This window comes from Lentzea sokolovensis (assembly GCF_033949975.1).
GTDB lineage: Bacteria > Actinomycetota > Actinomycetes > Mycobacteriales > Pseudonocardiaceae > Lentzea > Lentzea sokolovensis.
Genome location: NZ_JAXAVU010000016.1, coordinates 393,528 through 420,389, shown reverse-complemented (window position 1 = coordinate 420,389; position 26,862 = coordinate 393,528). Strand labels below are relative to the sequence as shown.

Below are 26,862 nucleotides of genomic sequence, written 5' to 3'. Positions count from 1 at the left end.
TATCAGGATTCCTGATATTCGAGACCCTGATACCGCCGCTCGACGAGGAGCTGAACCATGCGCGGTCACTAGGAACCGGCGAGAGCGGCACGGCACCGGTTGAGCAGGTCGTGCAGCGCGGTTCGCTCGTTCTTGCTGAGCCTGCTCACCATCCGTTCCTCGATCGCCGCGACCTCGGCGGCGTGCTCGTCCAGGAACGCCCTGCCCTTGTCGGTGAGGCTGATCAGCAACCTCCTGCCGTGCGCGGGGTCCTGCTCCCGGGCGATCAGCTCGCGCCGCTCCAGCGCGGCGACCATGTCGGTCATCGTCTGCGCGGTCACGAACGAGTTGCGCGCCAGTTCCGCCGACGTGAGGCCGTCGCGGCCGGCCAGCACCGTCAGCGCGGTGTACTGCAGGGTCGTCACGCCGGCGGGGCGCAGCACCTCGTCCATGAGTGCGCGCACCGCGAGCTCCACCTGCTTGACCTCGTACATCAGCGACGGCCGCACGTGCCTCACCTTCCCCATCACTCTCGTCGATCACTCAAAGCCTGGCACAGGAAGGCAGATCCATCATGACCGCAGTCGACGACCGGCCGACCGCAACGGTGCGCCGCCCCGACGTCGCACCCGGCAAGTTGTTCATCGGAGGTCAGTGGCGCGCGGCTGAGAACGGCGTCCGGTTCGACGTGGTCGACCCGTCCACCGGCTCTGTCGTGACGTCCGTCGCCAGGGCGGGGAAGTCCGACGTGGACGACGCGGTCGCCGCGGCGCGCGCCGCGTTCGACGGCTGGGCGGCGACACCCGGCAGACATCGCGCCCGGATCCTGCGTCGCGTCGCCGACGTCGTGCGGGCCAGGGCGGACGAGCTCGTCGCGACGGAGAGCCTCGACGTCGGCAAGCCGGTCTCGTTGTGCCGACCGGTCGACGTGGAGACGACCGCCGAGCAGTACGAGTACTACGCGGCGCTGGCGCAAAGCATCGACGGGGCGACGCGGCAGATCCCCATCCCCGCGCACGCCTACACCCGCCGCGAACCGATCGGGGTGGTCGCGGCGATCACGCCGTTCAACTTCCCGCTGATCCTGTCGAGCTCGAAGATCGCGCCCGCGCTCGCGGCCGGCAACACGGTGGTGCACAAGCCCGCGGAGGACACGCCGCTCAGCGCGTTGCTGATGGCCGAGATCCTCACCGAGGCCGGTGTGCCCGCGGGGGTGGTCAACGTGGTCACCGGGTTCGGCTCGGAGATCGGCGACCACCTGGTGAGCCACCCCGGAGTGGACAAGGTGGCGTTCACCGGGTCCACCGCGGTCGGCAGGCACGCGGCGAGCGTGGCGGGCGCGCGGCTCAAGCCGATGACGATGGAGCTGGGCGGCAACGCGGCGCACATCGTCTTCGAGGACGCCGACCTCGAGAAGGCGATCGGCGCGGTGATCAAGGGGTTCGTCTTCAACACGGGCCAGTTCTGCATGGGCGGCCCCCGTCTCCTCGTCGCGTCGTCGTTGTACGACACCGTTGTGGGCGCGCTCGCCGACGCCGTGCCACACGTCCCGCTCGGCGACCCGTTCGACCCGGCGACCGTGATCGGCCCGATGGCAGGCGAACGACATCTGTCCAAAGTGGAACGCCATGTCGCACTGGCGAGGGCGGAGGGCGGCCGGATCGTCACCGGCGGGCGGCGCGTGGACCGGGACGGCTTCTTCTTCGAGCCGACGGTGATCGCGGACCTGCCCGACGACTCTCCCGTCGTGCAGGAGGAGATCTTCGGCCCGGTGCTGACCGTGCAGCGGTTCGGCAGCGAGGACGAGGCGGTCGCCCTGGCCAACGGCACGTCCTACGGCCTCGCCGCCGGGCTGCAGACCGAGAACCTCGCCCGCGCGCACCGGGTGGCTGCCCGGCTGCAGGCGGGCATCGTCTGGGTCAACGACTGGGCGATGCTCGACCCGGCGATCCCGTTCGGCGGCGTCAAGGACTCCGGGCACGGCCGCGAGTACGGCCCGGAGGCACTCGCGTCCTACACGCGAACCAAGTCGGTCGTCATCTCCCTGGCCTGATTCCCAGCCCTGTTCCGCTCGCTGATCCCACGGGAGAACTTCCATGCCCACCACGACAACCGCTGCCGTCGTCGAGTCCGCCGGTTCCGGGTTCGCGCTCTCCGAGGTGACGCTGGACGACCTGCGACCGGACGAGGTCCGCGTCCGCGTCGTCGCCGCGGGCGTTTGCCACACCGACCTCGGCGTCGCCGCCGGCCACCTGCCGTTCCCCCTGCCGGGCGTGCTCGGCCACGAGGGCGCCGGGATCGTCGAGGACGTCGGCTCCTCGGTCACCAAGGTCGCCGCGGGCGACCAGGTGCTGTTGAGCTACAGCTCGTGCGGCCGCTGCCCGCACTGCCGCGACGGTCACCCCGCCTACTGCGACACCTGGCTGCCGTCGAACCTGATCGGCGGCGAACGAGCCGACGGGACGTCGCCGATCTCCCGCGACGGCGTCCCGCTCGGCGGCCACTTCTTCGGCCAGTCGAGCTTCGCCCACCAGGCCGTCGTCGACGAGCGCAGTCTGGTCAAGGTCCCCGCCGACGCGCCGCTCGACCTGCTCGCCCCGCTCGGCTGCGGAATCATGACCGGCGTGGGCGCGGTCTGGAACGTGCTGGCGCCCCGTCCCGGCGCCACCCTGCTCGTCACCGGAGCCGGCGCGGTCGGGCTGTCGGCGATCATGGCGGCCTTGCTCACCCCGGCGACCCGGATCATCGCGGCCGATCGCGTGCCGCACCGGCTGGCGCTGGCCGCCGAACTCGGCGCCACCGACACCGTCGACACCACACACCAGGACCTCGGTGAGGCGATCTCGAAGCTCACCTCCGGCCGCGGTGTCGACGGCGTCGTGGAGACGACCGGCAACGCCGGTGTGCTGCGCACGGCGATCTCCGCACTCGCGAGCCGCGGCACCGCGGTGATCGTCGGCGCGCCCCCGTTCGGCACCGAGGTGCCCGTCGACGTGAACTTCATGCTGCCAGGACGTCGTGTCGTCGGGCTCACCATGGGCGACGCCGAGACGCAGTCGCTGATCCCCGCGCTCGTCGACCTCGTCGCCGCCGGCAGGTTGCCGATCGACCGGCTGGTCACCCACTACGCGTTCGAGAACATCCAGCAGGCCGTCGACGACGTGCTGGCCGGAGTGACGATCAAACCCGTGCTGCGGCCGGCCGGGTGAGGCCTCACCGCGACGGTGATGGGGCGGTGGACACCGGGGCGGTGAGCATGCCGACGATCAGGTCGACCAGTTCACCGGCCGAGTGCGGGTCGTCCGGCGGCAGGTCGCCCGCGCACACGGCCCGCTCGCGGTCGGCGAGCAGGGCGAACAACACGGTGGGGAGGACGCGCAGCCGACGGCGTCTGAGCGCGGGCGAAAGGTCCCGCAGCGCGCGGTCGAGGCGAATGATGATCAGCCGGACCGCGGCCCGCCCGGCTCGGTCGAGGTTGGTGTCCGCGGCCAGCGCGGAGTGAGTGCGGACCTGTTCGAGAAACCGCGCGTAGTGGGTGGCGCCGTGTTCGTAGGGGACGGTCAGCATCGGCATCACCAGTGCTGAGACCAGAACGCGGACGTCCTGTGCGACGCCCGCCGCCTCGCTCTCGGCGAGCAGTTCGAGGCGATGCTGCTCGAGGTCGGCGATGCGATGCTCGGCGACGGCGTCGATCAGTCCGTCCCTGGAGCCGAAGTGGTACTGGACGGCCGAGTTGTTGCGCTGGCCCGCGGCCGTCGCGATGTCGCGCAACGGCACCTCCGGGCCGTGCTCGGCGATCAACCGCTCGGCGGCGACGATGATCCGTTCCCTGGCGTCCGCGCTGGCCACACCACTACGTTAACACGCACATCTTGACTTTTAAGCACGAGAGCTTAAGAGTTGGCCGGGTGGTGACGGACATGTTCAGGTTGCCCGGCGCGGTGGCCGTGGTGACCGGCGCGGGCCGCGGCATCGGTGCGGCATCGGCGATAGCGCTGGCAGAGGCCGGCGCGGACGTGGTGATCAGCGCGCGCACCGCGGAGCAGTTGGCAGAGGTCGCGGGCAAGATCTCGGCACTGGGGAGGCGTGCCGTCGTCGTGCCGGCGGATCTGTCCGATGTGGACGCCGTGGTCGCGCTGGCGCACACGGCCGCCGAGCGGTTCGGGCGGCTGGACGTTGTGGTGAACAACGTGGGCGGCACCATGCCGAACACCTTCCTGACGACGACGCCGGACTTCCTGGAAGACGCCTTCCACTTCAACGTCACCACCGCGCACGCGCTGACCGGTGCGGCGGTCCCGCTCATGCTCGGCGGAGGTGGCGGGTCGGTGGTCAACATCGCCTCCGTCATGGGCCGGCTCGCCGGTCGGGGGTTCCTCGCCTACGGCACCGCGAAGGCGGCCCTGACCCACTACACGCGCCTGGCCGCCACGGACCTCGCGCCGCGGATCAGGGTGAACGCGATCGACGTGGGCTCGGTCCACACCTCGGCGCTGGACGTGGTCGCCCGCGACGAGAAGATCAGGACCTCGATGGAACAGGCGACGCCGCTGCGCCGGCTGGGACACCCCGACGAGGTCGCGGCCGCGGTGCTGTTCCTGGCGTCACGTGCCTCCGGCTACACCACGGGATCAGTGCTGCGCGTCGACGGCGGGATCGGCGCGCCCAACCTCGACTTCAACCTGCCTGATCTCTGAGGAGGCTCGGATGCGCGTGGTGCAGTGGAGCACCGGCAACGTCGGCAGGTGGGCGTTGCGCGGAATCATCGACCACCCCGCTCTGGAACTGGCGGGCGTGTGGGTGTCCAACCCGGCCAAGGACGGCCGCGACGCCGGGGAACTGGCCGGGGTGGACCCGATCGGGATCCGGGCGACCACGGACGCCGCCCAGCTGGTCGCGGCGAAGCCGGACTGCGTCGTCTACACGGCCATGGCCGACAACCGGCTGAACGAGGCGATCGACGACCTGTGCCTGCTGCTGCGGGCGGGCATCAACGTGGTGGCCAGTGGTCCGGTGTTCCTGTCCTACCCGGAGGGCACCGTGCCACCCGAGCTGATCGAGCCCGTTCGCCAGGCCGCGGCCGAGGGCGGAAGTTCGCTGTGGGTCAACGGAATCGACCCCGGCTGGGCCAACGACTGGCTACCCCTGCTGTTGTCCGGCACCTGTCAGCGCATCGACCTCATCCGCTGCTCGGAGATCACGGACTACTCCACCTACGACAACCCGCTGGTGCTGTTCGACATCATGGGCTTCGGCACACCGCCCGACCACACGCCGCTGCTGCTGCAGGCCGGCGTGCTCACGCTCGCCTGGGGCAGCGTGGTCCGCCAACTGGCCGCCGCCCTGGACGTCCCGCTGGACTCGGTCGTCGAGCACCACGAGCGGTACCCGGCGCCGACCCCCTTCACGGCCGCGGGCCGCACGATCGCCGAAGGCACCATGGCGGCACTGCGGTTCACCGTCAGCGGCATGATCGCGGACCAACCGGTGCTCGTGCTCGAACACGTCACCAGACTGCGCCCGGACCTCGCGCCGGACTGGCCGCAGCCGGTCGGGACCGGCTGCTACCGCGTGGAGATCACCGGCGAACCCAACTACGTGCTGGACCTGCGACTGACCGGCGGCGACGGCGACCACAACACCGCCGGCGTGGCGTCCACCGCCATGCGTCTGGTCAACGCCGTCCCCGCGGTCGTCGACGCACCACCCGGCCTGCTCACCGCACTCGACCTGCCCCTGACCACCGGACGCGGACTGGTGTCGGTTCCCGGACGCTCGGCGTCGCGGAATCGCTGATGCGCCGAGCGGGACGACGAGCCCGCCGACCTGGCCGCCACCATCTACCTGCGGCCTTCACCGGATGCGGAATGCAGGGCCACGACGGCAACGGGGCCGGCCACCGGAACTTCGCTCTCGGCGCCGACGAACTCACCGGCTGACCCTGTTCGACTTCGCGACGCTCACGCCGTTCGTCGTCGACCACGCTGGACCGCCGGCCTGGCTGGCCGATGCGGGACGTGTGGCTGTTCGCCTACGGTGTCGCGCTGGTTCGCCGGACGGCCTGACGCGCCCGTGGCGCACTGGCACCACGGGCGCGTCACCTGTCACGGCTGGCAGGCGGAGGCCGTCTTGCGGCAGGCGACGGAGGCCTTGTTCTTGTGCACCGAATCGGTCAGCTGGATGTTGACCTGGTGGATTCCTCCCGCCACGGACGTCGACAGGGAGAAGTCCGCGATGGCCACGCTCTCACACACCCAGTCCACGCCGACTGGGCCAGCCACCAGCGTGTTGCCCTGGTAGCCGGCGTAGCCGACGTTCACGCACTCGTCCGTCTTCACCGACAGCGTCTGGTTCGTGAAGGTGACCGTCCGCCCGGAGGACGACCAAGCCAGGTTCCCCGTGATGTGACCGACGATCACGCCGGAGCTGTGCTTCACCGTCACGTCGAACGAGGACGGGGCGGCGTTGGCCGTTCCCGCGGTCGTGGTGGCGATCAACGCCATGGCCCCCAGAGCGAGTCCGGCTCGTTTCAAGCTGCGCATCAGAGAAGTTCCTTTCGACTGGCCGACCCCCTGCCGACCCGTCTCCATGACACGCAGCTGCCGTCACCGTTCCGTCCTCACCGCCGCTGACCTGCACGTGGGCGAGGCGTTCCTGCAGACGGACGTGCCGGAACTGGTAGACCGCACCGGTCTGCCGCAGCAAGCCACGACGGTGGGCATCGTCGAGGAACGTCAGGAAACGCCAGGGAACGCGGCCTCGGGCGGCCAGCCACACCACGACGGGACCCAGTGCCCCGCAGGCCCGGGCCAGCCACACGCTCAGCCCCACCGAGAGACCGAACAACCCACCCGCGAGGCACGCCTGCGCGACGCTCCGCGTGGGTTCGAAGACCTGTCCACCGATGAGTGCGCCCGCCACCGCGTAGGCGAGACCGCCGGGACGGGGGACGAGCAACCGGCCCAGCAGACCCCCGGCCACCCCGCCCGCCACACCCAGGACCACGTCGAAGCGGCCGTTCAGGATCTCGGTCGTGGGGTCGTCCGGGGTGAGCAGCAGCGCCAGTGTGAAGAACAGGCTCAGCGACGTCGCGAACGAGGCGGTCAGGGCGAGCGCCGCCCTGCGGTCGTCGCGCAGCACGGTGCCAGGGCTGGAGACGCGGTTCGCGTCCAGCGGGGTGTCGAGCCAGACGTGCACTCCGACGGCCAGGCCGAACACCGCCGAGATCAGGCACGTGACCCACACGGGGAGCGACCAGCCGAACCCGAGGCTGACACCGATCACCGCACCGACGGCGAACCGCTGGGCGAAGCCGGCCGCGGTACCCGCGAACCTCGCCTCCACCCGCAGTGGACCCGGCCTGCGCATCGCCCGGTGCGTGACGAACCCGGCGGCGCCGAACGCGACGCCGTAGACGACCCCGATCGCGGGACCTGCCGCCAACCAGCCGGTGAGCGCGAACAGCACCGCGGGCGGCAGCCCCAGCAGAAGACCGGCGATCGCGCCCGGCACCGCGCGTTCGAGCTGCCACCAGGCGAAGTCGTGGGTGCCGTCCAGGTGACGGGCGAGGAAACCGAGCCAGCGCCGTGCCTCGTCCAGTTCGTAGCGGCGTGCCGGGGTGACGGCGCCGGGGGGAGCCGGACGATCGCTGTAGACGGCGGGAAGGTACGCGTCGAGCAGGTGCCGTTCGACCGCCGCCCGGTCGGGGAACCGCGTGGAGTCGCAGAGTTCACGGGGATCAGTCGCGGGATCACGGTAGGCGGTCTCGGCCAGGTCGACCATCAACGGCGTGCGCAACGCCCGTGCGAGCGCTCCGTCCGGTTCCTGCCGCAGCGCGCGCACCACCGGCTGCCACCGCGTCTCGCCGGTCCGGCGGCGCGCGGTGAGGAAGTCGATCGCGTCCTGCACCCGCACCGGCCCGATCTCCACCACGGCGGCGCGGACCAGGAACGCCCTCTCCTGCCGCACTGCCGTCTCGTACTCGTCGCCCCGGCAGGTCAGCACGAGCGGCCGCCCGCCGGCGACGGCTCTGTCGATGGCGTCGATCGCGGCCCTGTGCATGCCCGGCGGTGTCTCGTCGAGGCCGTCGAGCACCGGCATGACCCGCCCCTCGAGCACGAGCCGCAGCGCCGCGTCCCGGCCGTACGTGCCGGTGTTGCCGAGCCCCGGGTACTCCTCGACCAACCGGCGGGCCAGCCACGAGTGCAGGTGTTCGGTGTGCGGATTCCACGACGCCAGCGACAGCAGCACCGGCACCGGCTCTCCCGGCAGGGGGTCCGAGAGCAGCCCGAGCGTCAGCAGGATCGCCAGCACCGACTTGCCCGCGCCCGGCTCGCCGAGCACCACGAGCTGACGTGCCGGAACCTTGCGCAACGACTCGACGACGTCGGTGAGGTCACCGCTCAGCATCAGCCGTTCGGGCACCTCGCCGGGCCTCGCACCCAACACCGACGAGGCCGCGGCCGCCACCTCGCGTTCGGTGCTCGACCACCTCAGCGGCACGGGCCGCGGCCGGTCCAGCGACCGCAGTTCGACCTCGGCCGTCCACTGCCTGCCGATCGCCGCCGCCAGCTCGCGCACCGCCCGGTCTAGTTCGTCGGGCCGTGTGAACGCGTCGACGTCCGTGGGTCTGCCAGGTGTTCTCGTCTCGCCGCGCAGCACGCGTTCGTGCAGGTCCCGGATCTCCTGACCGGGATCGAGCCCGAGTTCCCCGGCCAGGGTCGTCCGCAACCTCTCGAACACCCGCAGCGCGTCGGCCTGCCGCTCGCAGCGGTCGAGGGCGAGCATCAACTGCCCGTGCACCCGCTCTCGCAACGGATTCTCGGTGGCGACCTCGGTCAGTTCGTCGACGACGTCCCGGTGCTGTCCCAGCGCGAGCTGCCAGTCGACGCAGCACTCGAAGGCGTTCAGCCGTTGCTCGTCCAGCCGAGCCGCCCTGCCCTCCAGCGCACTCGCGCCCAGCCCGCTGAGCACCGGTCCGCGCCACAGCCGCAAGGCGGCCCGGATCTGGGTCACGGCCTCGCGCGGCGCACCGCGGTCGGCCGCCTGCCGCGCCTGCGCCACCATCCTGGTGAAGCGCAACAGATCGAGGTCGTCGTCGCCGACGGCGACGCGGTAACCGGGACCGTCGGTCACGATGATCCGCTGTCCGGTGTCGCCGAGGCGGTCGCGCAGCGCGGAGACGCAGTTCTGGATCTGCTTCGTGGCGGTCGCGGGCGGTTCGCCGTCCCAGGTCGCCTCGACCAGTCTGCCGATCGTCACCACGGCGTTCGGTGTCAGCAGCAGCGCGGCCAGCACCCGCTGGTGCCTGCTGCCCGGCAGCGCGAGCCGTCCCTCCTCGGTCCACACCTGCAACGGCCCGAGCACGCGAAAGTCCACGCGACCACCCCCGCCAGGAAGATACCGAGGTCACTCGTCGGATTCGGGTGGGGTTTCCGGCTCCTCGGGTCGCGCGCTCAGAACCGCGTGCGCCAGGAACGCGGCCGTGCTGAGGTAGTGGTCCCAGTCGCGCGTGTCGAGGCCGGCCATCGCGGCCAGGTACACGAAGAAGAGCGCGATGACGAACAGGATCCGCCGATTCGCGGGCTCCTGGCTGCCGACCGGGAGCATCTCGTCGAGCATCTGCGCGATGGCGGGGTTGTGGGAGACCGCGTCCGCTCCCTTGATCACCAGCGTGATCTGCCCGTCGGGCACAGGGGTGGAGTGCGACGCCAGCGCGCTCTCCCAGGTCCTTCGCAGTTCTGCCGCCTGACGATCGTCGAGGGTGGCCCTGATTGTTTCCGCGGCGGCGGACACCTTGTCCGTCTTCAGGATCTCCCGGCGGTGCTTCTTGAGCGCGCGATGGGTGGAGTAGCTCCTGGCGAGGTTCTGCGCGCTGTAAGTCACGAAAGTCGTGCGTGAGGAATCTGCGAGGATCCACGTGATCCCCTTGCCGAGGAGCCTCAGCGCTTCGCCGAACGGTCCGGTCATCCCGCCTTCACTTCGGGTCGAGGCGGCGGATCCAGGGCCGCCTGGCGGTAGCTGTCGAGCGCGAATGGTGCCGTCGCAACGCAGGATCGTCGAGCGACGGACCTCACGGCCGGGGCGACACGCTCGACCGGTTCCGGGCGGGATCAGACTGCTTGATCGAGCAGCCTGCGGACCACGTCCAGCAGGTCGGTCTCCGCGTACGGCTTGGCGAGCAGAACCGCCGTGTCGTCCAGCTCTTCCGCGGTCGTGCAGCCGGACACGTAGAGCACGGGCAGATCAGGCTGGAGCCGCCGCACCGTGTCCGCGAGCTCGGGTCCGCCCATCTTCGGCATCACGACATCGGTCACGATGAGGTCGATGTCGTCGTGGGTGTCGACGAGTTTCAGCGCGTGCAGGCCGTTGCGTGCCTCGATCACCGCGTACCCGGACCGCTCCAGCGAGTGGCGTGCGGCGGCGCGGACCTGGCTGTCGTCCTCCACCAGCAGAATGGTTTCCGAGCCCTGGTGGGGTGACGTCCGGGGCGTGGCGCGGGGGAGCGGTGCGGCGGGTGTCTGCGCACGGGGCAGGTACACGGAGACCGTCGTGCCCGCGCCGGGCGAGCTCTTCAGGTCGATCTGGCCGCCGCTCTGCTGCACGATGCCGAACACCGTGGCCAGGCCGAGTCCGGTGCCCTTGCCCACGGGTTTGGTCGTGAAGTACGGCTCGAAGATCTGCGTCTGGACCGACTCGTCCATGCCGGTGCCGGTGTCGCTCACGCTGAGCACCACGTAGTCGCCGGGGCGCACGCCGACGATGCGGCCGGGGTGGCAGTCGTCGAGGACGACGTCGTCCGTGCCGATGCCGAGCACGCCGCCGCCGGGCATCGCGTCACGGGCGTTCGCGGCCAGGTTGAACAGGATCTGCTCGACCTGGCCTGCGTCCGCCCAGACCGGCGACACGTGCGCGGGCAGGTCCAGCGCCAGCTCCACGTCCTCGCCGATCAGGGTCGCCAGCATGGCCCGCACCTTGGTGATCGTCGCGTTGAGGTCCACCAGATCGGGGTTCAGCACCTGCTGGCGGGTGAAGGCGAGCAGCTGGTGCGTCAGGTTCGCCGCGCGCTCACCGGCGTGCCGGATGTCCTCGATCTCCGGACGCCGCGGATCCTCCGGCGAACAGCGCCGGAGGAACGCCTCGCTGTTGCCGTTGATGACGGTCAGGATGTTGTTGAAGTCGTGTGCGATGCCACCGGTGAGGCGGCCGATCGCCTCCATCTTCTGCGCGTGCCGCAGCTGCGCCTCCAGCCGCTCGCGCTCGGCGATCTCGTCGACCAGTGCCGCGGTGCGCTCCCGCACCCGGTCCTCCAGCTCGGCGTGGGCCAGTTCCAGCGATCGCCGCGCCTGTTCGGCCTCGGTGAGGGCCTGCCGTTCCCGCTCGAGCATCCTGATGCCGCGCAACGCACTGCTGAGCTGCTGCTGGATCGCCTCGTAGACCCAGCCCGGCATCGCGCCCACCTCGAACAGCGCGAACCCCAGCTGCTCCTCGAGCCCGAAGAGCGCGGCGGCCACGAAGTTGCCCGGCGCCGGCCGGTCGATCCGGTGGGGCGTGAGTTGGGTGGACCGGAACGTCAGCGCCGTGCGCTCCGGCCGGAGTTCGCCGTTCTCGTACGAGATCAGGGGGCGCGCCAGCTCACGGGTCGACTCGAACGTCATCACGTGACAGCCGGGGATTCCCATCCTGGGCAGTTCGGCCACCAGCGCGTCGGTGAGCTCGGCGACGTCTCGCGAGACGATCAGCCGCTGGCCCGCCTCGCGCACGGTCTGGTCCTGCCGTTCGTGCAGGAGGTACTCGAACGTCCTCTCTCGCTCGACCACGTCGGACACCATCAGCTGCACCCGCAGCCACAGGTCCTCGATCGCGCCCTCGTCGGCGCCGCGCGTGAGAGCGAACCGGCGCAGGTAGAACAACGGCGCCCACCACGACTGCGCGGCACATCCGGCGCGGGCGCTGTCGCGCAGGTACTCCGCGAACACACCGAGAAAGCCCTCTGGCCGTCCGGCGTCCAGGAACAGGCGGATCAGGTGTTCGGCCCAGCCGTCCGGCAACACGGCCGACTTCGGACCGAGCCCCTGACGCAGGTTCGCGGCGACCGCCTCGGCGGTGTCGTGCTCCGGTACGGCGAGCTCACCGTGCGGGGGTGCGGAGATCCCGTTGCCAGAAGGGATGCAGCCGCACGAGCGGCGGACGACGAGCTCGGTGGGAACGATCTCCAGCGCGGGCGCGGGTTCACCCCGGACCAGCGCACACGCGAGTTCGGCGGCCCGGCGCCCCATCTCGTGGAACGGAGCGCGCACCGTGGTGAGCGCGGGCGTCCCCGCGTCGATGTTCACCCTGCGGTGCACGCTGCCCGAAGCCGGCAGTGCGGACGCCTGGTAGCCGAGATCGTTCGAGCGGATGCACGTGTGGTTGTCGTACCCGACGACCGCCACGTCCTCCGGCGTGCGCAGGCCCGCCTCCTGCACCGCGGTCACCACCCCGAGCGCGAACTCGTCGTTGGCCGCCGCGAAGGCGTCCGGCGGTTCCGCCGCCTCCTCCAGCATCCGGGCGACCGCGTCCGCCGCGGCGGCGGGATCCCAGGACGGGGCCGGCGCGGTCACGAGCGCCGGCTCGACCGGCAGGCCGTGGCGGACGAGCGCGTCCACGTAGCCCTGGTAGCGATCCTGCGCGCCGACATGCGCCAGCGGACCGCGCACGAAGCCGATCCGCCGATGGCCGTGCACCTCGATCAGGTGGCTGACCGCCTGGTCCATGCCGGCGCGGTTGTCCATCAGCACCGTCGGCCAGTCCGCCAGGTGCGCCTCGACGCTGACGATCGGGATGGGCGCGTAGCGGTCGGCGAACTCGCGCATCGCGGCCTCACCGATCTGCTGACTGATCCGCGTCGTCCAGATGACGAGCCCGTCGATCCGGCCGGGCGCGATGAGGTCGTAGACCGCGTTGGCCTGCCGTTTGTGGCGGTCCGGGTGTGCCAGCTCGGTGCCGGCGAAGCAGACGAGGTCGCAACCACCGGCGGCCGCGCCGTCGCTGACGCCGTGCCACTGCTCGCCGGCGAGCTCGATGAGCGGGCCTGCCGTGATCATGCCGATGGTGGGCCGCACCGTCGCGCCGTCTCCCACGAAACCTCACAGCTGGCTCGTCGGGTGGTCGAAGCCAGCGTCAGATGATACGCGCGGTGTGGAATACCTGACACCCCGTCACGGTCATCCGCTCGTCGCCACGTGCTCGTCGACAATCGGATTCTGAGTGCCGGCGGCAGTCAACCTCCCTGAGGATCCACGGTCCGTCCGTTGTCGGCGCACTGTCGACGGGTTGTCGACGGGCATTGCCATGGTGCGTGACGACCCATCGTGTTCCACCTCAGGCGGCCCGGGTTCGGCGCCTGAGCTCAGGGGAGGTTGCTCAGATGAGAAAACGGATCGCCACCACAGCGCTCGCCATGACCGCCGCCGTGGTGGGTCTGCTCGGCACCGCCGCTCCGGCCATGGCCGACGACCACTTCGACGTGACCGTCCGGAGCGCGGCCAGCGGCAAGTGCCTGGCGCCGCAGGGCGAGTCGACGGCGGACGGCGTGCCGATCGTCCAGGTCTCCTGCAACGGCAGCGCGTTCCAGCGCTGGGACTTCGTCGACCACGACGACCACATCTTCCAGATCCGCAACGCCGTCACCCTGAAGTGCATGGACGTGCTGGGCAGGAACAACAACGGGACGCCGGTCGTCCAGTGGCCCTGTGCGGGCATCAGCAACCAGCGGTTCCAGGCGAGCCGGAACCTGCCCGACTTCGTGACTCTCAGGTCGAGGGTCGCCGGCACGCGCAGCCACTGCCTCGACGTGCCGGGCGGGCTGTCCACGGAGGGCGCCGCGTTGCAGGTCTACGTCTGCAACGGCACCGCCGCGCAGTCGTTCGGCGTCTTCCCCGTCTGACGGCGGATCGGCCGCGGCGACCTGTGGACGTCGCGGCCGTGCCTCGTCCGGACAGCGGGAGATGATCAGCTTCACTAGGCTTCAGGGCGTGGGAGGAAAGGAGAAACGCGCTGGGCTGCCGCGCTGGGCAGGCCCGTTCTACCTGGCCGCCGGCGTGATCACGCTGATCTGGGCGGGTGTGCTGTTCAACGACTTCCTGAACGCGTCCAGCCGCTGCCCGGACACCAAGGTGCGTTGCGGCGCGTTCCTGACCACCTCGCTTCGCCAGTACACGCTCTCCTGGGTGGTCTTCGACGTCGCGCTCGCGACGATGCTGGTCATCACCGGCTGGCTGGCCCTGCGGCGGCGCGACCACGTGCAGCTGCCCGCCGCGGTGACCGGCGCGCTGCTGTTCGTGGACGCCTGGTTCGACACGATGTCCAGCCCGCGCCGAGACCGTCCGCTCGCCTGGGCCCAGGCGCTGTTCGTCGAGCTGCCGCTCGGCCTGCTCTGCCTGTGGATCGCGTCGCGTGCGGAACGCGTCCGCAGGCAACGGCTCGCCGACGCGTTGCGTCGCCTGGGGGAGAAGGACGAGCTGGGGGTTTGACCGGCAAGGGCGATGAACTGTTGGCCACGGCGAGCATCCGCGTTGCGTGGTTCATGCGTCGGCCCTCACCGTCTGCCGTGCAGCGGAGCCGTAGCCGAGCTTGCCGCGGGTGGCGGCGATCACGATGGCGGAGAGCAGGCCGAGGCCGAGCGCGGGACCCCAGAGCCAGCGGGGGTCGTCTCCCGGGAAGACCTCGGAGAACACGACAGACTGGAAGTTGTTGATGGAACAGTGCAGGAGCATGACCAACGGCACGCTCTGCCGTCCCTTGTTGTAGACCAGCGTGATCAGAACGCTCATCTCCAGCGCCACCACGAAGAACAACGCGATGGTCTCGGCGCCGGTGTCACGCCCGCCCCACGGGGTGAGGAACAGCGGCAGGTGCCAGCCGGCCCACAGGACACTGAGAACGAGGGTCGCCACCAGCGGGTGATGCCGGTTCTGCAGACGGGTCAGCGCGAAGTCGCGCCAGCCGGGCTCCTCGGCGAGACCGGTGGTCAGGAGCTGCACCACGAGCGCGGGAACGTAGACCGCCAGCACCATCAACGACGGCATCCGCACGGCTTCCTCCGCACCGTCCATCGCCAGCGTGCCGAGCAGGACCGCGATCGGGACCGCGAGCAACGCGAACGCGTACCACCGCACGTCAGCGCGGAACTGGAACAGCCGCTTGCGCCAGCGGCGCAACCCTTCCCGCCCCTCGGTGATCGCGGTGACCGTGAACGCCGCGGTCAGCGGCCCGAGGTACGCGCCGGGCATGATCGCCGTCAGCTGGTTGCCGACGAGGAAGTCCGGGTAGCGGAAGTGCAGCACGCCGAGCCCGTCCAGCGACAGGACGTACGGCGTCCAGGCGAGCCAGCTGATGCCGTAGGCGAGCGTGAAGAACGTGATCAGCGGGTGGCGCAGGACCAGCGCCCGTGCGCCGGCGGTGTCCGTTGATGTCATGGCACAAAGTTAGAAACCGCAGGTCCGCGAGTCAGTCGAGGCAAGGGGCCTCTTGACGGTAGAGCCCGCTCCACCATGCTCGTTCCTGGATCGCCACGCGGACAAGGCCGGCGGCGGTGTGTGCCGCGCCGAGGTCGAGGGCCCACGCGGGACGGTCGAGACCGAGCGCCCACGACACGGCATCGCAGGTTGTCGAGCCCCCCGCGGTCGAGCGGTTGTGGAGGTCGCCGCGTTCGGTCTTGTCCGGCGGTAACAATTCGGTTGAGCCGATGAACCGTTCTGTACGTACTCCCGTTCATGCGCCGCACGAACGAGGAGTACGCATGACCCACCGCGTGACGGACAGACGGAAGTTTCGCCTGATCGCATCATTGTCGGCGGTAGCCGTGGTCGCAGCGGGTACCGCCACCGTTGCGCTGGCCGCCAAAGACGGCGAGCCGGCACCGCTCGGCGCGTTCGTGGCCATCGAGAAGGTGGGCAAGAACGTCGTCGAGCCCAAAGTCGGCAAGAACGGCGCCAGTGGCGTCTTCAGGGTCGACTGCGGCACGAACGAGAGTGGCAAGTTCAGCGCCGACAACCCGGTTGCCCAGCCGGGTCTGAAGCACGGCGCACAGCACGTCCACGACTTCGTGGGCAACCAGTCGATCAGCGCGGAGTCGACCGACGAGAGCCTGGTCGACGCGGAGACGTCCTGCCGCAACGGTGACCGCTCGTCCTACTTCTGGCCGGTGGTGCGCATCAACACCAAGGCCAACCCGCAGGACGTCGGCTCCAACCCTGACAAGATCAAGGAGAACGGCCCGGGCGAGGTCGCGTGTCCTGGCGTCGCCCAGCGCCTGCCCGCCGTTCCGCAGCGGGTGCGCGACGAGATCATCAAGAACCTCCAGCAGCTCGCGCAGCAGCTCAGGGAAGCCAACGACCGGGTGGCGCGCGCCCAGAACCCCGGCGACCCGAACTTCGTCAACAACACCGTTCTCGGCCCGTTGCGCAGCAAGCGGGTCGCCACCCTCGAACGCATCGCGAACGCCCTGAGCCGGTCCGCGCGCAAGCCGAACCTGACGCCGCTCGCCGACTGCGACCTGCGGTGGGGCCACGGCGGCGGTCACGGCGGCGGCAACCACTCGTCGAAGCCGCACAAGTTCGCCGCGGACGGCGTTCTCCAGCAGGCCGAGCAGAACGGCGCCGAGCAGGACGCCGCCACGCCGACGATCAAGTGCCCGTCGGTGCGCGAGGCGCTGCCGGGTGTGCCGGACCAGGCTCTGGACGAGGTGGACAACAACCTCGACCAGCTGGACAAGCAGATCGCCGAGGCCAACCAGCGCTTGGTGAAGACCAAGGGTCAGGGCGGACCGAACTTCATCGACAACGCGATTCTCGGGCCGTTGAAGGACAAGCGGGTCGCGACCCTCGACCGGATCGCGATCGCGATCGGCCGCAACGCCGAGAAGCCGCAGGGGCTGGACCGCCTCGCGAAGTGCGGTCTCAACGAGGGCGACGAAGGCGGCAACGAGAACAACGGCGGTAACAACAACGGCGGCAACAACAACGGCGGCAACAACAACGGTGGTGCCACGACCACCACCGCGCCGCCCCCGCCGCCCCTGGCCGCTCCCACCGGCAAGAACCTCGAGCTCGTCGGCAACAACGGCAAGATCGTCCGGCCGGCCGAGGTGAAGATCGAGTACCGGGGCAACGCGACCAGCAAGGTCACGGGCATGCCGAAGTTCCTGAAGATGGTCGTCGGTGACGCCAAGCCGACCAGCCGCGGCCCTGCCAACGCCCGCGCGACGTGGACCTGCAGCGGGTCCGAGGACCGTCTGTCCGACAAGTACGTGATCTGCCCGAACGGCAGCAAGGTCATGCGAGTGCACGACTTCGCGGGCTGCTGGGACGGCAAGAACGCCGACAGCGCCAACCACCGCGACCACGTCCGGTTCGCCGACAAGCAGACCGGCGCGTGCCCGCAGGGCTTCAAAGCCATCCCGCAGCTGCGGATCAGCATCTCCTACAACATCTCCCGCGACATCCAGCAGAAGGGCCAGTACCAGCTCGACGCCTTCCCGGAGGAGAACCACAACCCGTTCTCCGACCACAACGACTTCGCCAACGTCAACTCCGACGAGACGATGGCGAAGATCGTGAAGTGCGTGAACGACGGGCGCAGGTGCTCCTGACCGTCGCCTGACCCGGCACGGGCGGAGCTTTCCCAGACCTCAGGTCCGGGAGAGCTCCGCCCGTCGGCGTTGATGCAGGATCGCGGCCCTGGGCGCCGTGCAGCCCGAACCCTGGTGCGTGGGCCCGAATACTGACCGTGCACACCGAGACTCCTGCCACCGGCATCGTCGATCAGGAGCGCCTCGACGAATCAGGCCGTCCAGTCCACGTCGTGCAGCAGGCGAGAGGCGACGTGCTGCCGCGCGACGGTGGCCGGTCAGGGCACCGCGACTCCGCGTCGCGCGAGACCATCGGTGATGCACGAGATGCGGACGCCCTCGTTCTTCCGCATGGGCGGCTTGCCCAGCACCTCCTGCGGTCGTCCACCGGCGTGGTGCAGGGCGATCAGCCGACCGGACGCGTCGAAGACGGGCGCACCCGAGGAACCGACCTGGGTGTCGGTGAGGTAATGGACCAGCCGGTCGTCGCAGTAGGTGACCTGGTTGCGCACGAATCCCAGCCGCTTTCGCTGACCTCGGGGGTGCTGCACCACGAACGCCGGCTCGCCGCACCGGGGTGTCGCCGCCGAGGACAGCGGCACCACCGGCCACCTGTCGGCGAGGGTCCCCGTCGTCCTGATCACGGCCCAGTCGTCGCCCTGGTCGGACTCGATGCCGTTCACGTCGCACTTCACGGCGGTCGTGGCGCACACGCCGCCCACACCGTCGTCCTCGAAGCCGAACTCCGCCGTGACGACCGTCGCCCGTGCGCCGTCGTTGCGGCGATGCAGCACGTGCCAGTTGGTGAGCAGCAGGTCCGGACCGATCCGGAAACCGGTGCCGTACTGCTCGACGTTCCCGGCCGTGACGTTGAGCAGGCAGACCGAGGGTGCCAGTTCGACCAGCGTCCGCAGACTCTCGATCAATGCGGGCACGCGGCCGATCGGCATGGTCAGATCGTCCTGGTAGAGCAGCGCTTCGGGTTCGGTGACCGAGTCGTCGAAGGGCGGCTCGCCGTTGCTGCCCACCCGTTCGCTGGAGATCGGGGTGGGCCGGTCCGCGAGCAGCCCGGCCAGGAACGGGCGAGCGGGACTCGTCGGCGACAGCGTGCCGAGAACGTCGGTGACCAGCGGGCGGGTGAGTCCCTGGGTGGCGGTCATCTGCAGGATGTTCTTCCACACGAAGGCGACCGCCTGTTGTTCGTCCAGGAAGCCGGTGTCGAGTCCCGCGCGTTCCGCCATCAGCACGGCACTCTTGACGGCCGGGTACAGGGACATCAACGTGCGGTGGAGTTGCTGGCCCGCCGGGTCGTGGAACGGGTAGGGAAAGGCGTCGAGGACGGAGACCATGATCGCTCCCTGATGACTCAGGCGGGGGTGAGGGGCAGACCGAGGGCACGGCGGTGGAGCAGGTCGAGCGGGTCAGGACCGAGCAGGTACAGCGCAAGGCCTTCCGTGCCGCGACCGGGCTTGGACCTCAACGGATCGCTCGACACGTGTTCGTGCTTCAGCACGGCCTCGGTCAGGGGATCTCGGGACTCAGCGGAGAACTGCACGAGACGGGCCATCTTCGACGACCTGATCACCTCGTCGAGGTCGGCGAAGTCTCCGCGCGACGTGCGCACCCTCAGCGGCAGACCGCGGCACGCGGCGAGGGTGCCCACAGCCGCGAGGCTCAGCGGACTGGAGGACCACTGGGCCTGTTCGCACACGTCTGAGATGAAGGTCGTGCTCGATGCGAGGTGCCACCGCCTCCTGGCCAGCACCGCCAGGTCCAGCCCGATCTCGAGCGTGTGTCGCTCTTCCGCGACGGAGCGCGGGAAGATGTCGTCCGGATCCAGACCGAGATCCGCGGCGCCCCATCCGGACAGGCCCTCTTCGAGGCGCAGATCGAGCCGTCCTGGTCCCCGCAGCCGTGAGAGACGTACCTCTTCCAACGCCGATGCAAAGGCGAGCACCTCCGAATCGTCCTTGGGCGCGGTCAAAGTCGTGCCGACGCTCTCCGCCCACAACAGGGGCATGAACCGGTACGTCAGTGACGGCAAAACGACGTCCGCTGACCTCAGTACTTCCCCGATGTACAAGGGCACCTCGGCTGGCTGCTCCTGCAAGGCGTGCGCGAGTTCCAGTTCCAGCCGGAGGTCGACGGTGAGCCGAACCCTGGCGGCCCGCGCGGCGAGCGCGCTCCTGCGGCCTGTTCTGGAGTCCGGCCAGACGTCAGGGGAGTCGACGCGGGCGAGCAGCCGGTCAGCGGCCTCCCGGTCGCCGTCCTCCCTGGCCAGCATCGCGCCCAGGATCGCGCGATCACGGCCGCGCGGCCCGTCCGGGAACCCCGCTTCGGCCAGCACGCGACGAGCCGTGACGATGTCTCCCTGCCGCCACCGCAGCCAGGCGTCGTAGAGGACCAGCGCACTGGACTTCGAGCGCTCGGGGCGTTCCCGCAGGATCTCGGGGACCGCCCGGTCGAGGTCTCTGGCCAGTGCCGCCGAGATCCGCGACGCCGCGTCGTTCTCCCACTCGGTCAGCGGCGCGGGCACGCCATCCGTGCGTCGCCGCAACCAAGCCCTGGCCTCGGGTTCGTTCTCCGGGATCTCCTCGACGGCATGCCGCAGCAGGGGAGCGCAGCCGCTGGTCCAGACTCGCTGCGCTGTAGGCACATCACCGAGCCGGAGCAGGTGGTAGACCAGTTCGGCGGCGGAGGCGTCGCCTGAGGCGTGGCTCGCATACCAGTCGGCCGCTCTGCGGTCGATCTTGCGAACCCGGTCCAGGTCGTCGGCCTCCAACAACCGGAGCGTCGCCGTGCGCACCTCCGGCCGCAGGCGCAGCGTCGTTCCTGCGTCCCCCTCGACGTCCTCGACGAGACCGAGTTCCCTGGACAGCTGGGAGTAGGCCTCGGCCGGATCCAGATCGCGCGGCAGGGCTTCGCCGAGAACCTCGCGCACGACGTCCGCCGTGAGTGTCCGCAACACCAACGCGTCCCGCACCAGCGGCCTCAGCGCCGGGTCGATCACGCGATCCACGATGCGCTGGTAGAGGTATCCCTCGATGAGCGCTTTGGGGAGCGACTCGGGCAGATCCAGCACATCACCGCCCATCTCGATGAGGCGGATCGCGAGTTTGAGCACCAGCGGAATTCCGCGTGAGGTCACCACGAGCTGGTCGAGCACGGCAGGATCGGTGATACCGCGGTCCGCCAGCCAGCTTCGGGCGTCCTCGGGAGGCAGACCGAGCAGGGGAATCGTGTGGCGGAGCCGTCCCGCGAGCATCAGGCTGGGCACGGGCGCACGGCCGCTCACCAGGATCCGCAGCTGGGGCACGTGGCCGCGCAGCCGTTCCAGCACCGGCCAGATCTCCTGATGACGCCTGGCGTACTGAGCGACCTCGAACCCGTCCAGCACGAGCAGGACCGGCCGGTCTGGCGGCATGGCCGCGGTGAGGGCGCCGGCCAGCAGATCGGCGTCGCGCTGCCACGACCTGTCGCTGAAGCGGGGCGTTTCGAAGTCGTCGAGTTGGGTGTGTGCCTGTTCGCTGAGCGAGCCCAGCACGGACCGGGCGTCGTCGGCGGCGAGATCGGCGCGGTCGAAGTCCAGCCACAGCAGCAAGGTGTCCGGGAGCAGTTCCTCGGCGAACCGCGCCACCAGAGCCGATTTGCCGATGCCGCCGATGCCGGTGACGACCATCGGCCCGGCATCCGTTTCGTGGAACCAGTTCCGCAGCATGGTCAGCTCGACGCGCCGTCCCCGGAAACGAACCCCGGCGATCTCGTGGAGCCTGCTGCGCACCCGTCGCCGTTCCAGGGCCTGGTGAACGGCGGCGGGGGAGGGCAGATCCGGTGCCACCGCGGCGAACCACCGCACGGCCTGCAGCCAGTAGGGCAGGTCCTCGTCCGCGACCTCGGCAAGCGAATAGGGCGGTCCCGCGAGAATCCGGTCGATGGTGCGCTGGTCGGCGTGCTCGTCACCGGCGGACCGCCCACGTGCCTCGCGCAACGCGGCCAGCGTTCCGGCGGAGTTGATCAGGCGCTGGCGTTCGTGCGTCAACAGGGACCAGCGTGGCGCGTCCGGGTCTCCCACCAGCGGACGCAGCCGATCCCGTACCGACGCGGGCAGTTCCTGAGGGTCGAAGCTCCACCGCATGGCGGCGGGCACGAGGTCGTTGTCCACCCGCGTCACGACCAGCGGGCCGCTGAGGCTCAGCCGGGCGGCGGACACGTCGGCGAGTCCGTGGTACTCGGCGATCTCGTTCCACACTGGCGAATTTCTCAACAACTCCAGGATCGTGGCGAGCGAGAGGGCCTGGTTCTGGGGATTCTCGTTGCCCCCAGTCCGGCCGGTGTGCATACCGAGCACAGTGCGAGTGTTCAAGTCGAGAACCGGACCACCGCCGGACCCGCCCTGGGTGTCAACGTCATGGCGCAGCCACGGTGGTTGCGCTCCGAGCACCCGGCCGAAACCGAAATGCAGGAGCGGAGCACCCAGAGGATGGTGCAGCAACACGACGGGACGTCCCGGTGAGGCTTCTCCAGTGCCGAGTCGCAACGCTCGTCCGGGGTGCGGTTCATTCAGCCGAAACACGGCGATCAGGTGTGCGTCAGGCAAGGACGACGTGCGGTAGACGTAGCGACCTCGGAATGATGTCTTGTCGTTCGTTCCGCCGAAGAAGCAGAGAACCTCGTGGCTCCCTTCTGTCGTGGCGTGATCCGGCATGACAACCAGCGAATCCGTGATGAGCCATGCCGTGGACCGCCATCTGGAACCTATCCCGCCCGTCTGGACCACGCCGTGCGCCGCCTCGTGCATGTCGTCGAGGAATGGCCTGAGCTCGTGGGCCGACTCCACTGTTCCGAGGATCACGGCCGGCTCCCCTCGAGGTTGCGGAGCGTCGCTTCCAGCGCGTTCTTGATGTGCCGCAACCTGCACCCGTTCCCAGGCGGTCGTGCCTCCGCCGTCTCGATCACCTGTCCGGCCAGCTCGAGCACTTCCTCCTCCAGGACCTTCCGGCTGCGCGCGGCCGACCACGAGCGGATGAGGTCGGCGACGTGCTCCTGCCGCACGTCCGCCTCGTCGGTCCGTTCCTCGTGCCACAGGTCCTGTTCCCACTTCGTCGGCACGGGGCCCTCCGGGTAGTGGATCAGCATCAGCCGGAACCAGGCGCTGAAGCTCGAGTCGACGAGGTTGAGCGCGAACTGGTCGAAGAACCGCCTGATCTCCTGGTCCAGCAGGGGAGTGCCGTCGGCGGCGACGCCGAGGTCGTCCACCGCGATCCACAGTGGACGGCCACGCGCCGCGGCGAGCTCCTGCATCTTGAAGCAGACGTCGCGGAACCAGGCGTCCATCGTCGAGTCTCCCCGAGGGGGCACGTCGTCGACCGTTCGCAGCACGGCGAAGAGCTTCTTCACCACGTCGTCCACGGTGGCCACCAGGCCGTCGAACAGGTACACCGGATCGGCACCCCACGTGCGCGCCATCCGCTCGAACCGATGTCTGCTGTGGGTCTTCCCACTCTCCGGCGCGCCGCGCACCAGGATGACCTTCGTCGGGGAGAGGTCGGGCCCGAGATCGCTGAGCAGCCGGTCGAGCCGCACGCGGTCGAGCACGATCTGGCCGTCGTGCAGAACCGTGCGGGCTCCGATCTCGATGTCGGCGGCCAGCATCGCGTCCGCCGCGTCGCGGGCCGCCGGCATCGCCTGCACTCGGGGGAGCGCGATCAACTGACGCAACAAGCCGTGTGCGGCGATGTTCTCGAGCGCGTCCTTCCAGATGGCATACGGCGTCCGGCCCTCCAGTGCGAGCTGCGGGAGGTCGGCGGAGACCATCTTGTAGAGGAGGTCGATGTCATCAGCCTTCGACACGCCCTGGTACAGCGCTATGTGCACGTGCTGGGCCTCTTCCCGGTCCCAGAGGTAGCGGCGCTGATCGAGGAGCGGGTTCGTCATCGTGTGCGGTCTCCGTGGCCGGTTACTGGACCGGGACGCCGAGCGCCCGGAGTTGCTTGGCGCAGGCGGAGATGGCATGCGCGCAGTTCGTGTCCGCCGTCGCGCCCGCGAAGTGCAGCCCGAACGCGGCTGGCGTGGATTCCTTCCACGCCAGCAGGGGCGAGCCGGAGTTGCCGCCCAGCGTCGTGCAGTCGTGGCCGAACACCCACTTCTCAGGATCTTTCGGGGCGAAGGATCCCAGCGGCCGGTGCGTGTTGCCGGGTGCGAGCCGCTTGACGCCGTACCGGTTGCCGAAGAGAGTCGCGTTGACCCACGCCCAGTCGACGCCGTTGGTGGTCCCGGACGTGTACGGCGGAGGGCCGGGGTAGCCGACGACGCAGTGCGAGGCCAGCGAACCCTGAGGCCCGTCGGGGTTGCCCGACACGGGGATGGCGGCGGGGACCTTGCCGCCGTTCTCCGGTTCGATGCGCAACACCGCCGCGTCGAGCCGTGCGAAGTCCTTGCCGTCCACACCGGACGGTGTCGCCGCGACGATCCGGCAGCGGTTCGTCCGGTCGCGGCCTGACTCCGCCGCGAAGTCGATGTAGGCGCCGCCGAGCACCTCGAACCCGGTCCTGGTCTGCCGCATCAGGTGTCCGAGCCGCTTCCACATCGCCTCGAGGACGTGGAGGTTGGTCAGCACCAGGCCCTTGTCGGTGTCGACCACCCAGCCGGTGCCGAAGAAGTTGCGGCCGGTGGCGTTGTCCGGCTGGATCCTGCCGACGGCCTTGATGACGTGACGCAGCGGCTTGCGGCTGGCGACCAGGTCGGCGGCCCACTGGCCCACGAGCGGAAGCTTGTCGTCCACCTGATCGTCCTGGACGAACAGTGAAGGACGCGTGCCGTCCGCTCGCACGACGGCCTCGAGGACCACGGCGTCGGCGTCGTCGTCGGGCGTTTCCGCACCGGCGTCCATGCGCAGGGCCGTTTTCTCTGTCTCCCGCAAGAGAACCTTGAGAGCCCGGCGGTACTCCTGCGGATCGTCGACCCAGGACGGCACCTCGTCGAGCGCGGCCTCCACCCGCCCCACGACGTCGACGGCGCCGGGCCCGGTGCCGACCTCGTCCATCGGCACGGATTCCAGTCCTATGCCGTTGCTGTCGGCATACGAGCGGACGCACACGAGCTGCCGCAGGCGTTCTGCCCTGCCGGAAGTGGTGTTCGTGGTCATGATTCCCCCTTCACACCCACCTCGGGCTCGGACGTGTGGAGCCCGAACCGTCGCAGGAGTTTCGGATTTGTCAGTGCCTTCGCCAGCGTCGCGGAGAGGTCGGCCGGCGCGGCGGGTGTCTCGGCCTGGAGGCCGCCGCTCACCTGTTGCTCGCGCAGCATCGCGAAGGAGAGCTCGGGGCCGAACCGGTGCCAGTCGAGCTCGTCGTCCACTGCGGCCTCGGGGCTCACCGCCTCGGCGACCAGCGATCGCACGGTCACGTCCGCGCCCGCCGTGTGCGAGAGGGTCTCCCGGTCGCGGCCGAGGTCGAAGTCGGCAGCGAGCAGCGCTCTGGCGTCGACCACGCCCGCGCCCATCTCGAAGGACTTCCAGTCGGTCGGCCGTCGCGCCGTCGCGCGGACCAGTCGCAGGAACATCGCCTGCAAGGTCTCGCCACGCGCTCGCGCAGCACCGATCAGGTTGGCGCGACCGTGGTGTGCCAGCCAGAGCGCGGCCACTCCCGCCGTGAGCGCCACCGCGAAGCTCGTGCCCTGCCCCTGGCCGAAGTCACGTGCGCCGTCGCCGTTGCGGACGGTCGCGCGCAGCACGTTCTCCGCCGGTGCCGACACGTCCACCGCCGGACCCCGGCAACTGCCGGGCCACTGCACGTCCTCCCAGTTGACGCCACCGACCGCGACGCACTCTTCGTACCGCGCCGGCCACACCACCGTGCGGACGCAGTTTCCCGCCGCGGCCAGCACGACGACGTCGGCCGCGACCGCCCGTCGCAGTGCGCGGTGCAGTGAGAATGAGAAGAGACCACCGAGGCTCATCGTGATGACGTGGGCACCGTGGTCGGTGGCCCAGTCGATCGCCTCCGCGACGGAGACCTGGGAAACGCGGATCACGCTGCGGATGGCGCGAATGGGCATGTGCCGGGCTTTCGGCGCGCTCCCCGTCACCGTCGGCGTCTCGGAGGCGACCAGGACACTGGCGGTCGCTGTGCCGTGCCCCGGATTGCCGCCCGGTCCGAGCGGGTCGGTCGGATCGCTGTCGCGATCGAGGACGTCGTAGCCCGGCACGGTGAGCGTGCCTGCCAGCTCCCGGTGCGCCGTCACGCCGGTGTCGGGCTGCGCGACGATGATTCCGTCGCCGCGATCAGGCCTGTCGTGGTCCTGGGAGTACTTCCAGGCCTCGGGCACATTCATGTTCTTGAGCGCCCACAACGGATTGTCGTACAACTGCGGCCGTTCCGGGACCCAGCACCCAGGAGGGAATCCCGCGGACTCCTCCGCGAACCTGATTTCCCCCGATGTGGAATCAGGGAAGAAATCCGTCGGGAGGTCGGGTTCGGCGGCCTCCACGTCGAACTGGTCGGCGAGCGCATAGGCCGCCTCGAACGACGAAGCCGGGTCGGTGAACACCCGGCCGGGCAGTTCCACCACGAGCACCCGCGGGTCCAGTGAGGACAGTGGCTTCACCGTGGCCCCGAGCCCGATCAGGGCATTCAGCACCGCTGAGGTGCGTTCGGCGGGATCCTGCGACGGCTGCAGGACGAGGGCGAAACGGGCGGGCGCGGCAGGCACCTCGTGAGTCGCGACCAGGAGAGCGTCGTACGCGTTCACCATCATCGTGCCTTTCCTGGGACGCAATTCGCCGCCGACGTGGAAAGAGGGGACAAGGGCGGCTTGTTCGCCGCGCGGCCGTCGTGTCAATGCAGTCGCGGCAAGACGGGAAACAGTTAGCCGCGATTTGTCGTCCAGTCGGGTGAATCACCTAGCGCAGGTGGACGACTACCGCCTGACGTTCCGGGGGTTCGTGCGGCTCCGCGGAGTCGGGTCCGTGGATCGAATCGCGGGTTCGTTGTACGGGTTGGCTTTCGGAGACGTGCTCGGCCGGCCGGCGGAGTTCCTGACCCTCGCGGACATCGATCTGGACGGCCGGACGACCTGGTGGGCACGGCGTTGACCACTACGCCACTGACGCACTCGGGCCGCGGTTGCGGGAGCGGTTCGTGGCGCGGGCGCACAGTCCGGAGAACAACCGTGCGCCCGGCATGACGTGCCTACGCGCGTGCGGCGGACCCGCGGAGTTCGCGGCTGGTGATGTCAGCGAGGGTGAGTCCGATGTGGAGTTCACGTGCGGGGGC

20 protein-coding genes are annotated in these 26,862 nt (G+C 69.8%); 8 read left to right on the top strand and 12 right to left on the bottom strand.

Features of this window, described 5'->3' with window-relative positions:
* Window positions 1–68 precede the first annotated feature (68 nt).
* Window positions 69–488, bottom strand: a complete 420-nt coding sequence (locus SK854_RS42295) for a MarR family winged helix-turn-helix transcriptional regulator (RefSeq protein ID WP_319980777.1) — start codon at window positions 486–488, stop codon at window positions 69–71.
* A 65-nt stretch (window positions 489–553) separates the two neighbouring features.
* Between SK854_RS42295 and SK854_RS42290 the strand changes: the two genes are divergently transcribed.
* A complete protein-coding gene (locus tag SK854_RS42290; RefSeq protein ID WP_319980776.1) occupies window positions 554–2,032 on the top strand; it encodes an aldehyde dehydrogenase family protein in 1,479 nt (492 codons plus the stop codon).
* A 43-nt stretch (window positions 2,033–2,075) separates the two neighbouring features.
* Window positions 2,076–3,188, top strand: coding sequence for an NAD(P)-dependent alcohol dehydrogenase (locus SK854_RS42285; RefSeq protein ID WP_319980775.1), 1,113 nt, complete (start codon window positions 2,076–2,078; stop codon window positions 3,186–3,188).
* A 4-nt stretch (window positions 3,189–3,192) separates the two neighbouring features.
* On the opposite strand, the gene SK854_RS42280 is transcribed toward SK854_RS42285, so the two are convergent.
* Entirely contained in the window at window positions 3,193–3,828 is a 636-nt protein-coding gene (locus SK854_RS42280) for a TetR/AcrR family transcriptional regulator (protein ID WP_319980774.1), read from the bottom strand.
* 59 nt (window positions 3,829–3,887) lie between these two features.
* Between SK854_RS42280 and SK854_RS42275 the strand changes: the two genes are divergently transcribed.
* Together SK854_RS42275 and SK854_RS42270 are read left to right on the top strand one after the other, a co-directional pair.
* Window positions 3,888–4,676: an SDR family oxidoreductase gene (locus SK854_RS42275; RefSeq protein WP_319980773.1), complete on the top strand. Its 789-nt coding sequence runs from the start codon at window positions 3,888–3,890 to the stop codon at window positions 4,674–4,676.
* Window positions 4,677–4,686: 10 nt separating this feature from the next.
* A complete protein-coding gene (locus SK854_RS42270) occupies window positions 4,687–5,775 on the top strand; it encodes an NAD(P)H-dependent amine dehydrogenase family protein (protein WP_319980772.1) in 1,089 nt (362 codons plus the stop codon).
* Between the two features lie 308 nt (window positions 5,776–6,083).
* Here the strand turns inward: SK854_RS42270 and SK854_RS42265 are convergent, their stop codons facing one another.
* The 4 genes from SK854_RS42265 to SK854_RS42250 all read right to left on the bottom strand — a co-directional run bounded on the left by SK854_RS42265 (window position 6,084) and on the right by SK854_RS42250 (window position 13,100).
* Window positions 6,084–6,221 (bottom strand): hypothetical protein, encoded by a 138-nt coding sequence (locus tag SK854_RS42265; RefSeq protein ID WP_319980771.1) that lies wholly within the window; start codon window positions 6,219–6,221, stop codon window positions 6,084–6,086.
* 4 nt (window positions 6,222–6,225) lie between these two features.
* Window positions 6,226–9,357: a BTAD domain-containing putative transcriptional regulator gene (locus SK854_RS42260; RefSeq protein ID WP_319980770.1), complete on the bottom strand. Its 3,132-nt coding sequence runs from the start codon at window positions 9,355–9,357 to the stop codon at window positions 6,226–6,228.
* A gap of 30 nt (window positions 9,358–9,387) precedes the next feature.
* Entirely contained in the window at window positions 9,388–9,948 is a 561-nt protein-coding gene (locus tag SK854_RS42255) for a hypothetical protein (RefSeq protein WP_319980769.1), read from the bottom strand.
* A 143-nt stretch (window positions 9,949–10,091) separates the two neighbouring features.
* Window positions 10,092–13,100 (bottom strand): substrate-binding domain-containing protein, encoded by a 3,009-nt coding sequence (locus SK854_RS42250; protein WP_319980768.1) that lies wholly within the window; start codon window positions 13,098–13,100, stop codon window positions 10,092–10,094.
* 287 nt (window positions 13,101–13,387) lie between these two features.
* Between SK854_RS42250 and SK854_RS42245 the strand changes: the two genes are divergently transcribed.
* Together SK854_RS42245 and SK854_RS42240 are read left to right on the top strand one after the other, a co-directional pair.
* Window positions 13,388–13,906, top strand: coding sequence for an RICIN domain-containing protein (locus tag SK854_RS42245; RefSeq protein WP_319980767.1), 519 nt, complete (start codon window positions 13,388–13,390; stop codon window positions 13,904–13,906).
* Window positions 13,907–13,994: 88 nt separating this feature from the next.
* The gene (locus SK854_RS42240; protein ID WP_319980766.1) at window positions 13,995–14,492 is read left to right on the top strand and encodes a hypothetical protein; all 498 of its coding nucleotides are present in this window, start codon (window positions 13,995–13,997) and stop codon (window positions 14,490–14,492) included.
* A gap of 51 nt (window positions 14,493–14,543) precedes the next feature.
* On the opposite strand, the gene SK854_RS42235 is transcribed toward SK854_RS42240, so the two are convergent.
* Window positions 14,544–15,437, bottom strand: a complete 894-nt coding sequence (locus tag SK854_RS42235) for a CPBP family intramembrane glutamic endopeptidase (protein ID WP_319980765.1) — start codon at window positions 15,435–15,437, stop codon at window positions 14,544–14,546.
* Between the two features lie 323 nt (window positions 15,438–15,760).
* On the opposite strand from SK854_RS42235, the gene SK854_RS42230 reads away from it, so the two are divergent.
* Complete coding sequence (locus tag SK854_RS42230; protein ID WP_319980764.1) at window positions 15,761–17,611, top strand: DUF1996 domain-containing protein; 1,851 nt, start codon at window positions 15,761–15,763, stop codon at window positions 17,609–17,611.
* 257 nt (window positions 17,612–17,868) lie between these two features.
* Here the strand turns inward: SK854_RS42230 and SK854_RS42225 are convergent, their stop codons facing one another.
* The 5 genes from SK854_RS42225 to SK854_RS42205 are packed head-to-tail and all read right to left on the bottom strand — an operon-like array spanning window position 17,869 to window position 26,344.
* The gene (locus tag SK854_RS42225; protein WP_319980763.1) at window positions 17,869–18,939 is read right to left on the bottom strand and encodes a trypsin-like peptidase domain-containing protein; all 1,071 of its coding nucleotides are present in this window, start codon (window positions 18,937–18,939) and stop codon (window positions 17,869–17,871) included.
* 17 nt (window positions 18,940–18,956) lie between these two features.
* A complete protein-coding gene (locus SK854_RS42220; protein WP_319980920.1) occupies window positions 18,957–22,388 on the bottom strand; it encodes a trypsin-like peptidase domain-containing protein in 3,432 nt (1,143 codons plus the stop codon).
* A gap of 50 nt (window positions 22,389–22,438) precedes the next feature.
* Entirely contained in the window at window positions 22,439–23,524 is a 1,086-nt protein-coding gene (locus SK854_RS42215) for a hypothetical protein (RefSeq protein ID WP_319980762.1), read from the bottom strand.
* 22 nt (window positions 23,525–23,546) lie between these two features.
* Window positions 23,547–24,734 carry a trypsin-like serine peptidase gene (locus tag SK854_RS42210; RefSeq protein WP_319980761.1) on the bottom strand — a complete coding sequence of 396 codons (1,188 nt, stop codon included), beginning with the start codon at window positions 24,732–24,734 and terminating at the stop codon, window positions 23,547–23,549.
* The gene (locus SK854_RS42205; protein WP_319980760.1) at window positions 24,731–26,344 is read right to left on the bottom strand and encodes a S8 family serine peptidase; all 1,614 of its coding nucleotides are present in this window, start codon (window positions 26,342–26,344) and stop codon (window positions 24,731–24,733) included. Before SK854_RS42205 ends, SK854_RS42210 begins: the two co-directional genes overlap by 4 nt.
* A 154-nt stretch (window positions 26,345–26,498) precedes the next feature.
* Between SK854_RS42205 and SK854_RS42200 the strand changes: the two genes are divergently transcribed.
* Window positions 26,499–26,681 (top strand): hypothetical protein, encoded by a 183-nt coding sequence (locus tag SK854_RS42200; protein ID WP_319980759.1) that lies wholly within the window; start codon window positions 26,499–26,501, stop codon window positions 26,679–26,681.
* The last annotated feature ends 181 nt before the right edge of the window (window positions 26,682–26,862 follow it).

Bases quoted from the DNA above. Each gene is read 5' to 3' on its own strand.
- SK854_RS42290 (WP_319980776.1), top strand. From the start codon at position 554: ATGACCGCAGTCGACGACCGGCCGACCGCAACGGTGCGCCGCCCCGAC.
- SK854_RS42285 (WP_319980775.1), top strand. From the start codon at position 2,076: ATGCCCACCACGACAACCGCTGCCGTCGTCGAGTCCGCCGGTTCCGGG.
- SK854_RS42270 (WP_319980772.1), top strand. From the start codon at position 4,687: ATGCGCGTGGTGCAGTGGAGCACCGGCAACGTCGGCAGGTGGGCGTTG.
- SK854_RS42255 (WP_319980769.1), bottom strand. From the start codon at position 9,948: ATGACCGGACCGTTCGGCGAAGCGCTGAGGCTCCTCGGCAAGGGGATC.
- SK854_RS42245 (WP_319980767.1), top strand. From the start codon at position 13,388: ATGAGAAAACGGATCGCCACCACAGCGCTCGCCATGACCGCCGCCGTG.
- SK854_RS42235 (WP_319980765.1), bottom strand. From the start codon at position 15,437: ATGACATCAACGGACACCGCCGGCGCACGGGCGCTGGTCCTGCGCCAC.
- SK854_RS42230 (WP_319980764.1), top strand. From the start codon at position 15,761: ATGACCCACCGCGTGACGGACAGACGGAAGTTTCGCCTGATCGCATCA.
- SK854_RS42225 (WP_319980763.1), bottom strand. From the start codon at position 18,939: ATGGTCTCCGTCCTCGACGCCTTTCCCTACCCGTTCCACGACCCGGCG.
- SK854_RS42220 (WP_319980920.1), bottom strand. From the start codon at position 22,388: ATGCACGAGGCGGCGCACGGCGTGGTCCAGACGGGCGGGATAGGTTCC.
- SK854_RS42215 (WP_319980762.1), bottom strand. From the start codon at position 23,524: ATGACGAACCCGCTCCTCGATCAGCGCCGCTACCTCTGGGACCGGGAA.
- SK854_RS42210 (WP_319980761.1), bottom strand. From the start codon at position 24,734: ATGACCACGAACACCACTTCCGGCAGGGCAGAACGCCTGCGGCAGCTC.
- SK854_RS42205 (WP_319980760.1), bottom strand. From the start codon at position 26,344: ATGATGGTGAACGCGTACGACGCTCTCCTGGTCGCGACTCACGAGGTG.